Annotated in this window: 9 protein-coding genes; all 9 read right to left on the bottom strand. The window is 55.5% G+C overall.

What is annotated here, in order from left to right; all coding sequences use genetic code 11:
* Positions 1–356 precede the first annotated feature (356 nt).
* Positions 357–3161, bottom strand: coding sequence for an FAD-binding and (Fe-S)-binding domain-containing protein (locus K0H81_RS16355; protein ID WP_220059013.1), 2805 nt, complete (start codon positions 3159–3161; stop codon positions 357–359).
* 67 nt (positions 3162–3228) lie between these two features.
* Positions 3229–4872, bottom strand: coding sequence for an L-lactate permease (locus K0H81_RS16350; protein ID WP_144202088.1), 1644 nt, complete (start codon positions 4870–4872; stop codon positions 3229–3231).
* A gap of 860 nt (positions 4873–5732) precedes the next feature.
* Positions 5733–6581, bottom strand: a complete 849-nt coding sequence (gene panC / locus K0H81_RS16345) for a pantoate--beta-alanine ligase (RefSeq protein ID WP_220059012.1) — start codon at positions 6579–6581, stop codon at positions 5733–5735.
* A 17-nt stretch (positions 6582–6598) separates the two neighbouring features.
* On the bottom strand, positions 6599–7393 hold the full coding sequence (gene panB, locus K0H81_RS16340) for a 3-methyl-2-oxobutanoate hydroxymethyltransferase (RefSeq protein ID WP_041510094.1): 795 nt from the start codon (positions 7391–7393) through the stop codon (positions 6599–6601).
* A 79-nt stretch (positions 7394–7472) separates the two neighbouring features.
* Positions 7473–7961: a 2-amino-4-hydroxy-6-hydroxymethyldihydropteridine diphosphokinase gene (gene folK, locus K0H81_RS16335; RefSeq protein ID WP_220059011.1), complete on the bottom strand. Its 489-nt coding sequence runs from the start codon at positions 7959–7961 to the stop codon at positions 7473–7475.
* A complete protein-coding gene (pcnB, locus tag K0H81_RS16330) occupies positions 7961–9403 on the bottom strand; it encodes a polynucleotide adenylyltransferase PcnB (protein ID WP_220043289.1) in 1443 nt (480 codons plus the stop codon). The genes folK and pcnB overlap by 1 nt, the downstream gene beginning before the upstream one ends.
* 81 nt (positions 9404–9484) lie before the next feature.
* Entirely contained in the window at positions 9485–10366 is an 882-nt protein-coding gene (gluQRS, locus tag K0H81_RS16325; protein ID WP_220060879.1) for a tRNA glutamyl-Q(34) synthetase GluQRS, read from the bottom strand.
* Between the two features lie 128 nt (positions 10367–10494).
* Positions 10495–10938 carry an RNA polymerase-binding protein DksA gene (gene dksA / locus K0H81_RS16320; RefSeq protein WP_011866925.1) on the bottom strand — a complete coding sequence of 148 codons (444 nt, stop codon included), beginning with the start codon at positions 10936–10938 and terminating at the stop codon, positions 10495–10497.
* Positions 10939–11097: 159 nt separating this feature from the next.
* Entirely contained in the window at positions 11098–11802 is a 705-nt protein-coding gene (sfsA, locus tag K0H81_RS16315) for a DNA/RNA nuclease SfsA (protein WP_220059010.1), read from the bottom strand.
* Positions 11803–12174 lie beyond the last annotated feature (372 nt).

Raw genomic sequence — 12174 nt, 5'->3', positions numbered from 1 at the left:
TGGTAAGCTTAGCGGTCGCCGCGACGACTCATGTCCCTTTCTCTTGTATAACGAATCTTTAGTTAACTTTATGTCGTTTTACTTCATTTTGGCGTCCATACCGGCAAGTTTAGGTCGCTAACTTATTGATGGATTAAGCTCAGTATGGTCAGCTATTACTATGGCGCAACTCTTGGAATAACACCAGTATTTTGCATGACTTAGGTTAAATGACTTAGCTTACATGAGTTAGGTTGCACGACTTAGATGATTTGCACTCGAGTGCGGGGAGGGCAGAGATAAAAAACCGCGATGTGAGCTGATGTCACACCGCGGAGTTTGCTTGGGTGGGGTTATCTAAACCTTAAATCGGTTGCCTAGCGGCTGCATTCTTCCAGCAGATAGGCCAGATGGCGATAGGAGATGCCGCTGTGCTGGGTCAGACCCACTTCACACATGCGGTTGGCGTAGTAGCCCTCCTTGATATCGACTGGTATCAGCTTCTTGATGTTGCGCAGGGCGCTGGCGTTGATCTCTGGCTTGTACAAGCCCTTCTCGCCGGCGTAACCACAACACTCGATCCCCTCTGGCAGCTTAACGCCGTTACTACAAGCATCGGCCAGCGCCTGCATCTTAGGCTCAAGCTTCATCTTGCGGGCGCTACAGCCAAGGTGCAGTGCCACGTTGACCTTCTTGGTAAAGGTCAGCTTAGGCAAGATCTTGTCGTGCATGAACTCGACCAGATCGGTAATTTCCACCTTAGGGTTGCCCGTCAGGGTACGGTAGGTACAGGAGAGTGCATCCACCACCACAGGCACCTTGCCGTTATCACTTAGGGCGCTCAGGGCATCGATCAGCTCGTCACGCTTGGCATCGGCGTTCTTGAAGTCACCCTTAGATTCCCACATCTGGCCGCAGCACAGGTGACGGGTGTTGTCGGGAGTGACCACGTTGTAACCGGCGCGCTCAAGCAGGGTGACTACCACTTCTGGCAGGGTGCGGTTGTCGGGATCTTTCGGCGTCGGGCCGAAGGTGCGACCGCCACAGGCCGGGAAGTAGACCACAGTCTCCTTGTCTGGCGAGGCTGGGCTTGGCTTAGGCAGCTTACCGCCCTTGGCGAAGTCTGGGTTCCAGTAAGGCACCTCTTTGGACACCATGCGGCCCACCTTCATCAGGCCGTTGGTGACGCTGTCGCCTGTGACCTTGTGGATGATGTTGAGCACGTCGAAACCTGTGCTGATCACCTGGTTGACGGCGCCGAAGTGTTTAGCCTGGAAGTCCAGCACCTTCTGTTCGGTCGTGGTGATGTATGGGGTTCTCAGCTTACGCACCAGCTGACCCATGCTGTTGTCTACCGGACAGGCGATGGTACACAGCTGACAGGCGGCGCAAGTATCGACCACATCGTACTTGGCGGCGGCGCGCATCTCTTCGGCGGCTTGCTTGTCGCCAGAGGCCTCCAGGCGGGCGATTTCACGCAGAGTCGCGATACGCTGACGCGGAGTGAAGTTAAGCGCCGAGGTCGGGCAGGTCTTCTCACAGAAGCCACACTCGATACATCTGTCCACAAAGTCGTCGACCACAGGGCATGGCTTGATGTTCTTGACGTGCACGTTGGCGTCGTCGTTGAGGATCACCCCAGGGTTTAGCAGGCCTTGGGGATCGAAGATCTGCTTGATGCGCTTCATCAGGGTGTAGGCATCGGCGCCCCATTCCATCTCGACGAATGGTGCTACCGCGCGGCCTGTGCCGTGCTCGGCCTTCATGGAGCCGTCATACTTGTTGATCACCATCTCGGCCACGTCTTGCATGAAGCCGTGGAAGCGGTCGATATCTTCCTGTGAGGCGAAGGTCGGCGTGATGATGAAGTGGAAGTTACCCGCCAGCGCATGGCCGTAGATCACCCCTTCAGGGTAGCCATGCTTGTGGAACAGGGCGGTCAGATCTGTGGCCGCATTGGCCAGGTGTTCCAGCTCGAAGGCCACGTCTTCGATGATCACCGAGGTGCCCTTTGGACGCTCGCCGCCAATGATAGGGAAGAGGCCAGAGCGCATCGCCCAGTACTTGCTGTAGACCTCGGGGTCACGGCTGAAGCTGATAGGACGCTCGGTTTCGATATGGGCCAGCTTGGCAATCACATCCTGGGTGTAGGCATCCAAGGTCGCCTCGTCGTTGGCACGGGATTCGATAAGCAGGATGGCGGCGCCTTCTGGCAGCTCGCTCAGCCAATCTGGCATCCCCTTCTTGCCAGTGACCGCCTTGATCGACGCCCAGTCCAGCAGCTCGGCGGCCGCGACGCTGTCGCATTTGATTGGCGGAATGGCGCGGGCCGCATCTTCCATGTTGAAGAATACCGCCATGGCCGAGGCCTTGAACTTAGCTTCATCGACCGTGTTGTAGGTCACCTCTTCGACGAAGGCCAGGGTGCCCTCGGCGCCGACGATCAGGTGGTTGATCAGCTCGAAAGGATCCTCGAAGTCCACCAGGGCGTTAATGCTGTAGCCCGTGGTGTTTTTGATGGAGTACTTCTTGCGAATGCGATCGGCCAGTACCGGGTTGCTGCTGGTGAGTTTTGCCAGATCGGTCAGCTCGCTAAGCAGTTGCTGGTGAGACTCGCGAAACGCTTCTTTTGAGCGCTCACAGCCGGTGTCCAAGCGGGTACCGTCGGCGAAGAGTAGCTTGGCCGAGGCTATAGTCTGGTAGCTGTTCTGGGCCGTGCCACAGCACATGCCCGAGGCGTTGTTGGAGACGATACCGCCGACCATGGCCGAGGCCAGGGTGGCCGGATCCGGGCCTATCTTCTTGTTGAATGGCTTAAGCGCCAGGTTGGCGTCGCCACCGATAACGGCCGCGCCGAGTGAGATCTGGTTGTGATCCTCGCTGACGGCGATCTTTCTGAAGCCATCGTGACCTAGGATCAACAAGATGCCTTCGCCGATGGCCTGGCCTGAAAGGCTGGTGCCGGCGGCGCGAAAGGTCACTGGGGCATTATGCTGGCGCGCGACTTCGAGTGTGTCACGGGCATCTTCTAAAGTCTCGGCGTGTACCACCACCTCTGGCACGATACGGAAATAACTGGCGTCGGTGGACCAGGCGAAACGACGCACTGCATCGTCTGAGACGGCTTCCTGACCGAGTTTTGCGCGTAAATCTGCGACTACTGCTGAATAATTAATCGACATAACATTACTCTTTTCGTTGACCCACAGAAAGGCGGGTTCATCACGTCCGCCTTTCTCGAGTTATCTGTTATAGACCGCCCCAAAGGGTAGCGATAGTACCTGCAATCAAGGCATAACCCAGAGCGACGGGCATAGTTTTACGGATAATTTCTGATTCACGGCCAGCCATACCCACCACGGTAGCGGCGGCGACCACGTTCATGACACACATCATGTTACCTGCGTTGGCACCAATACCTTGTAGGGCCAGGACTAACGCGTGGTTCATGCCGATGTTGTCGGCCACGCTGTACTGTAGGCCAGAGAACATCATGTTAGAGAAGGTGGCTGAGCCCGACAGGAAGGCACCGAAGATACCCACAATCGGTGACATCCAGGCCCAGATGGCGCCCATAGAGCCGGCGAGCATGTCAGCCAGGGCAACCGGCATAGACTGCAGGCCTGCCTCGTTGGTGCCAGAGTTAAGGAAGATCTTCACCATAGGCACTGAGGCGCCCAGGGAGATGATGGTCGGCAGCATAGACTTGCAAGAGACGGTGATCGACTCCTTGATCGCTGGCGATTTCATCTTAAACAGTACGAAGCCCAGGATACATACCAGCACGAAGAAGGCGCCAGGCGCATACAGGGTCGCGAAACCGGCTTTCAACTCAGTGCCAAGTAGGTTGGTCCAGCTGATGTTGAAGCTGGTGAGCCAGGCCTTGAGCGGCGCCACGGTGCGAGACAGCACCAGCAGGCCTGCCATGATGATGTAAGGCGTCCAGGCGGCAACCTGAGAGAACTGTGCCTTGGTCTCAATCTTGGCTTGGGTCTGGTTGTCGTTTTCGGCGAAATCGTTCCAAGGGGTCTTAGGCAGTAACAAGCCTTTGCGCGCCACAGGAATCACCAGCGCCATACCAACCAGTGAACCGATAACCGATGGGAACTCTGGGCCGGCGAAGTAGTTGATAAGCCAGGCTGGTACGGTAAAGGCTAAGCCGGCGAACAGGGCAAATTTCCAGATCGCCAGACCCTCTTTGAAGGACTTGTTGCGGCCGAAGAAGCCTGTGAGTACAGAGACGAGTACCAGCGGGATCAGGGTACCTGTCACCAGATCGATAGTGATCATGTGCAGGGCGATAAACTGGGCATAGTCGGCGAAGCTGGTGCCGTGCTGGGCGATCTGGTCGGCAGCCATACTCACACCGCCTTGCATCAAACCCTGCTCCATACCGAAGAGGACCGGCAGACCGATGGCGCCGAAGGAGACGCTGGTTGAGTCGGCGATCAGGGCTACCACGGCGGCGGCAACAGGCGGCACACCTAGCAGCACCAGCAGCGGCGCGCCGATGGCGGCTGGAGTACCGAAACCGGCAGAGCCTTCGATAAATGAACCAAATAACCAACAGATGATGATCACCTGCACGCGGGCATCACTACTGATGTTGGTAAAGCCGGCGCGGATGGTGTCCATGGCACCCGAGTACTTCAGGGTGTTCAGCAGGAACACGGCGCCGAAGATGATGCTCAGTGGGGTCAGGGCCGAGAGTAGGCCTTCGACCACGGAGGCACCTAAGATGGTGGTATCCATCTGCCAGATAAAGACGGCGGCAAGACCTGTCATTACCATAGAGATGGGCATGGCGCGAGATGCTGGCATCTTGAGTAGCACCAAAAATAGCATAACGCTGATTACAGGCGTCAAACTGGCGAGTAGTTGAAGTAGGGTCATGATTGCCTCTTACTGTCGTTACTTGGTTATTTTAGTTGTTGTCGATGCTGACTCGTCCGATGCAGCATCCTGTGTTGTCGGAAGCTATTCCCAAATGGAATCGTTTCATCCTTGATGCGTAATAAACGCTAATTCACCAAATGCAAATATGATCTAGATCATTATGTGCTGATTATGTGAGATGGGGTTAGATGGGTGTGAACTTTGTCTGACCACTTAAACCCAAAGTGTGATCTCTATCACTGGTCGGAGCGGGCCGTTATAACTATTTGAAAGAAATATGACGATTTTTAGCTAGAAATGGGATTTTACTAAGAGTAATTACTCTAATTTGGTCTCAAAAGTGGAAATATCTGATCGGATAATTTCAGTTTAGAATCTAATCAGTTAACGATGGAAAATTGCCCTTGGTGATCCAGATCACCTTGTTGAGTGCCTGTAGGAACTCGCTATTTTTGGTAAATAGGTATTACCAATTGATTTCAGTAAGTTAGCCTGGATGCATGCCAATTCGTTTGAAATGCATGTAAATGAAATGCAGGAGATCTGGATCCAGGTCACTTTATTGGCTTTCGCTCAAATAAGTAATTTTATTTCTGAAACTCGCGGCATTTTCGACCGATAGGCCGATCAGATTTGGTGCATGACCAATAACTTAGATGATGAAACTGACCTCATTTTGAGTTGTTTTGGGGCAGTTTGGGGGCTGCTTAGGGGGAAAAAGCAGGGTAAAAAATGAGCCTAAAATGAAAAATCGCTTCCCAGGAATTGGGCCTGAGAAGCGAAATTAGAGGCTAAAGACGAGCCAAGTTTAAGCGCTTTCTAGGCTTAAGTACGCCCTAAATTCGGACGTGCAGGGCTTAAGCGCGTTCGAAGCTCAGGTTATCGATCAGGCGGGTGCTGCCCATAAAGGCGGCGGCCAGGATCACCAGCTGTTTATCGTCGTCCTTGACTTCACGCAGATCGGCGGCATTACGCACCGACAGATAATCAGGCTTAAACCCAGCCTGGTGCAACTGTTCCTGAGCGCGCTGCACTACATTAGGGATCGCTTGACCCTGGGCGATCGCCTCGGCCATCTCATCTAAGGTACGCTTGAGCTGAGCCGCTTGCTGCTTCTGCGCCTCGCTCAGGTAACCGTTGCGTGAACTCATGGCCAGGCCAGAGCTCTCGCGTATGGTGTCGACGCCGACAATCTCGATAGGCAGAGACAGATCTTCCACCATGGCCTTGATCACCATCAGCTGCTGAAAATCTTTCTTACCGAACAGGGCCACATCCGGCTGTACGATATTGAACAGCTTGCAGACTATAGTGGTGACGCCGCGAAAGTGCCCTGGACGGCTGGCGCCGCAAAGCTCTTCCGACAGGCCAGGCACCTCGACAAAGGTCTGCTTATCCATCCCCTTGGGATAGATGATGGCTGGTGTCGGCGTGAATAACAGCTCGGCGCCGGCGGCCTCTAGGGCGGCCTGATCGGCGGGCAGGGTGCGTGGGTAGGCGTCCAGATCTTCGTTCTGCCCAAATTGCATCGGGTTAACGAAGATGGAGACCACCACGTGATCGGCACGTTTCAATGCCTCGGTGACCAGGGTGATATGACCCTGGTGCAGATTGCCCATGGTGGGCACGAATGCCACTGTCTCGCCGGCCTGTTTCCACTGGCGCACCTGGGCGCGGATCGCGGCGATATCTTGGGTGGTGTACATGTTACAGCAACCTTACGTTAACTAAATGTATGCTCGGCGGCGGGGAAGACGCCTGTGTCGACCTCTTCAATATAGGCGCGGATGGCGCTGCGGATCTCGCCGGTCTGGGCCAGGTAGTTCTTCGAGAAGCGCGGAATATAGCCGCTGGAGATCCCCAGCACGTCGTGCATCACCAGGATCTGACCGTCGGTGTCTGCGCCTGCGCCTATGCCGATAACCGGAATGGTGAGGGCCTCTGTGATGCTTTTGGCCAGCGCCGCCGGGATACACTCGACCACTAATAGCTGGGCACCAGCGGCCTCGATCGCCTTGGCCTCATCTATGATGCGCTGGGCGTTGTCGGCGTCACGGCCTTGTACCTTGAAGCCGCCGAAGACATGCACAGATTGCGGGGTGAGTCCCAGGTGGGCGCACACGGGAATGCCGCGCTCGGTCAGCTTAGTGACGGTTTCCAGCAGCCAGTGACCGCCTTCGAGTTTCACCATGTTGGCACCGGCCTGCATCAGGGCGGTGGCATTGGTCATCGCCTGCTCTGGGGTGGCGTAGCTCATGAAAGGCATGTCGGCGATCAGCAGTGAACGCTTGATGCCACGGCGCACGCAACGCGTGTGGTAGGCGATATCTTCGACTGTGACCGGCAGGGTGTCGTCGTGTCCTTGCAATACCATGCCTAACGAGTCGCCCACCAGTAGGACGTCGATCCCTTCGCTGTCGAAGGCGCCCGCAAAGCTGGCATCATAGGCGGTGAGTGCAGTGAACTTCTTACCTTCCTGCTTGAACTTCAGCAGGGTAGAGCTGGTTATCTTAGACATAATGCTGGTCTTAACTTTGATTTAAAAAAGAGTTCTGCCTGGGCAGTAGTGTGCTTTATAAGCTAACTGGGGCTTAAGTTCAATGATCCGGACCGAGTTGTTGAACTTGTCTCTTAAGTTCCTCGGTGATCAGTGAGGTCAGCTTGGTGCCGCAGGGGAGAATGAGATCTGGAGTCAGATCCAATAGGGGCAGCAACACGAAGCTGCGGGTCTTCATGCCGTAGTGCGGCACCTGAAGACGCGGGATATCCAGTTGCCAGTCGCCATAGAGAAGCAGGTCCAGATCTAAGGTTCTGGCGCCCCAGCGTACCTCACGTACCCGACCCTGTTCGTTCTCGATCGCCTGCAGGGCATCGAGCAGCGCCAGTGGGGCGAGGGTGGTGGTAAAGCAAGCCACGGCATTGAGGTAGTCGGGCTGCGGCACATCACCCATGGGGGCGCTCTGGTAATAGGGGGAGACGCTTAGTTGTCCGTCGCTTGCCAAGGCCTTCAGTGCCTGACAGGCCTGATCCAGTTGGGCTTTTGGGGACGCGAGATTGGCCCCCAGTGCGACATAGACGGTGTTCATTATTCGGCTTTCGGTGTCTTCTTCGGGCTGCGACGACGGCGATTGTTGCGGCTGCGGCTACCCTTGTTGGTGCTGCGGGCGATGACGCTGCGTTGCTCTTCGCTGCCTTCGACAAAGCTCTTCCACCAGGCGGCCGTCTTGGCCAGGTTACCACCCTCGGCTTCGGCCCTTAGCAGTAGCAGATCATAGGCGGCACGGAACTTAGGATGCTCGATGAACTTGAAGGCACGTGTGCCCTGGTTGCGTTCGAACCTTAGTTGCAGCTGCCAGATATCCTTGGCCGGGGTGCTGAAGCGACGGGGAATGCTGATGGTGCGGCATTGCTGCTCCATCACATCGCCCATGGCGGCGTAGAAGGCGTCATATTGGCTCAGGCCACTCTCCAGGGCGATATCATCGGCACGCTGACTGAGGGGGTACCAGAGCATGGCGGCGTAGAAGAAGGCCGGGGTGACCGACTTATCTTGTTCAACCCGCTCGTCTGTGTTGCGCATGATCGCCTTGACCATCTTGTGGCTCGGTCCCTTAGGATCTTCCTCCAGCAGGTTATCCACCAGGGGAAAGAGGGGGGCGAACAGGCCAAAGTCACGCATCATGACGTAGTTGTTCTGGGCCTGACCGGCGAAGAAGAGCTTAAGCACCTCTTCATACATACGGGCGGCAGGAATATCTTTTAGCAGGGGGGCCAGCTCGGGGATCGGCTGCGCCGCAGCCTTGTCTATGCTCATCCCCAGCTTAGTAGCGAAGCGCACGGCGCGCAGCATGCGCACGGGATCTTCGCGGTAGCGTTTCTGCGGGTCGCCGATCAGACGCAGGGTGCGAGACTCGAGATCCTGCAGGCCGCCACCATAGCTGTGGATGGAAAAGTCGCTGATATCATAGTAGAGGGCGTTGACCGTGAAGTCGCGGCGCTCGGCGTCTTCATCTATGGTGCCGTAGACGTTGTCGCGCAGCAGGCGACCCTCGGCGTTGACTTTAGAGATCTTCTCGCCGCTGTCTACATGATGGCCCCTCAGGGTAGCGACTTCGATGACGTCGCGGCCGAAGACAATATGGGCCAGACGGAATCTGCGCCCTACCAGGCGGCAGTTACGAAATAGCTTCTTGATCTCTTCCGGCGTGGCATTGGTGACCACGTCGAAATCCTTGGGCTCGAGTCCTAGGAGGATGTCGCGCACGCCGCCGCCCACCAAATAGGCCTTAAAGCCAGATTTGTGCAGACGATAGAGTACCTTAATAGCGTTTTCGCTAATGTGCTGGCGAGAGATTGCATGATGTTTACGTGCAACTATCTCTAGGCTTAGTCCCGCTGGTGTGGTTTCTGTGGTGTTTTGATTGTCTTCAAAAAGCTGCTTACAGAATTGACTAATACGGCGAAAAATAGGACACCTCGAACTTGGATCTTGAGTCAGGGTTAAAATTAGGCCGCTATCATAACTCAATTATGGTTCAAAGAGTATACCCGGACTCTGCTCGTCTGGCCGGGTTTCGTGACGGCGGCAAGGTTTATACTTTTACGGGGCTTAAGCGCCCGGCGCAAGTATGATCTCCTGCTGGCGCGGGATACGGCTCAGATCAAACTGGCTAACGGCCTGGGCCAGCATGGTCTCGACACTATCTGGTTCGCAGGGGGCCTGGCCCAGGAAGGCGAGCGCGGCGTTGATGCTGGCCTGAGGCGCATTAAGATCTATGGCCGGGGCGTGATTCTGCTTCGAGAGTTTCATGCCGGGCTCGGCGCAGGCCAGCGGCAGATGAAGCCACTTAGGCGCGTTGTCACCGAATAAATTAAACAGGGTCGCCTGGCGGGCACTGGAGGTGAGCAGGTCGGCGCCGCGCACCACCTCAGTTATCCCCTGAAAGGCATCGTCCATCACCACAGCCAGTTGATAGGCGTAGAGGCCGTCGCGCCGCTTGATGATAAAGTCCTCGGCGGCAAACTCATGCTCGACCTGGATAGGGCCCAGCAGCTCATCATCGAAATGATCTATCGCAAGCGTGTTTCGGATGCGAATAGCGCCTGCTGTATGTTTAGCTGTGCGGGTCGCGCAGCGGCCATCATAGGTGCCGCCCATCGCCTGGATCTGCTTGCGGGTACATTGGCAGTAGTAGGCCTTATCTTCTGCCAGTAGCCTGTTAAGCCGCGCCTGATACTCATCCAGGCGACTGCTCTGATAGAGCGCAGCGCCGTCCCAATGAAGGCCGTAGGCCTCAAGGGTCTTGAGGATGAGGTCGCTGGCACCGGCTACCTCTCTGGGGGGATCGATATCTTCGATGCGCACCAGCCACTGTCCCTGCTCGGCGCGGGCGCGCAGATAGCTGCCTAGTGCGGCGATGAGCGAGCCAAAGTGCAGTGGCCCGGAGGGCGAGGGCGCGAAACGGCCGACATAGGGCTTGTCGATTTGCATTGGGTTATCGGGGGAGAGGGAGGGGTCTGCTTGGGGGATCACGGCAAAACCTTTGTTCACACTTTCTATGTCGCTCATCGGGGCGACTGGATACAAAAAAGCGGGGCTAAGCCCCGCTTCTCGCCAGCTTAACCGGCCATCTGTTTCTCTTTGATCTCGGCGAGCGTCTTACAGTCGATACAGAGATCGGCCGTTGGACGGGCTTCGAGACGGCGGATACCGATTTCGATACCGCATGAATCACAGAAACCGAAATCGTCGTCTTCGATCTTCTGCAATGTCTTTTCAATCTTCTTGATTAGCTTACGCTCTCTGTCACGGGCGCGTAGTTCAAGACTGAACTCCTCTTCCTGAGCCGCACGGTCGACAGGGTCAGGGAAGTTAGCCGCTTCATCTTGCATATGATTTAGGGTGCGATCCACTTCTTCACGGAGCTGACTACGCCAAGCATCGAGAATCTTTTTGAAGTGACCCAGTTGAGCGGTATTCATATATTCCTCACCCGGTTTTTCCTGGTAAGGATCTACACCTGCGATAGCGAGCACGCCAAGTTTTTTAGTGCCTTCAGGCATAACGCATCTCCTGTTAATCATTTGCGTTGTAGGGCGTCTTTTATTAAAGGCCGATATCTATATCAGAATCTGATATACCACGCAAATTTTTTAAGCTGCCATGAGTTTATCTTTTGACTATGTCCTCTATTACGCATTAATTCAACTTTTACCGTCTATTTACAACTTGACAGGGCAGGATTTAATCAGCCGGGCGGCACTTGGCGAGAGTTCGCAGCTGTAGGCGAGAATTTCCACCCCGGCCTGGTGTGCCTGAGTCAGCAGTTCGGCGTACTCTGGGTCGATATGGCGGGCCGCTGCCACCGTGGTTATCCCAGTATGTTGCACCACAAATAAAAGCACGGCCCTGTGGCCCTGCTTGACCATCTCCATCAGTTCGCGAAGGTGTTTCTGGCCTCGGGTGGTCACCGCATCGGGGAAGTATCCCTGGCCCTGCTCTAATAAAGTACAACTTTTGACTTCTATATAGCAGGCGGGTTTATCCTCGCTCTCGAGCAGCAGATCGATACGGCTGTTCTCGCTGCCATATTTGACCTCCCGGCGCAGATGGTCGTAGCCGGTCAGTTCGCTTATCACCCCAGCCTCAATCGCCTCGGCCGCGAGGGCGTTGGCTCGTCCCGTGTTGATCCCTATGATGTGGCCCTCATCCGAGGCCGCCTGTTCCCAGGTGTGGGCATACTTGCGCTTGGGATTATCTGAGGTAGAGAACCAGACCCGCTCGCCGGGAAACAGGCAGTTGCGCATCGAGCCCGTGTTGGGGCAGTGGATGGTGATTTCGGTGCCGTCATCTAGCAGTACGTCGGCGAGGAAGCGCTTGTAGCGTCTGAGTAACTTTCCCTGTTCGAATGGGGGGGTAAAAATCATCTTGTCGACCTTGTTGTTCTACTTATATTGATGCGAGGTTTTTGCGCCTCAAGGTTTTCGCGCCTCGCGGTTTTTGCGGCTTAGGTTTTTTGAGCGTTAGGTTTTTTGCGCCTTAGTTTTTTGCTTTTTAGGGGCTGAGCCTGCGATCACACCTTGAGCACTCAATTTGAGTGTTTAGCTAGATCGCAAGGATTCTATCTTATTGGGCGGTGCGCTGTCGCGGCGACCTGAAACCGCGACTGTAGCCTTCTCCTGCCATGCCCTCCCCTAGGGATAAGCTTGAGGGGGTTAGATAAAGCAGGGGGATTGGCGTTATACTTGGCTGCATTATTAGGCAGGCCCTAAGGCCTCGCCACTCTCTGTACTGACAAG

Source organism: Shewanella halotolerans (genome assembly GCF_019457535.1).
GTDB lineage: Bacteria > Pseudomonadota > Gammaproteobacteria > Enterobacterales > Shewanellaceae > Shewanella > Shewanella halotolerans.
Note: the sequence above shows the minus strand (reverse complement) of the source record. Positions and strands in the feature narration are given on the sequence as shown.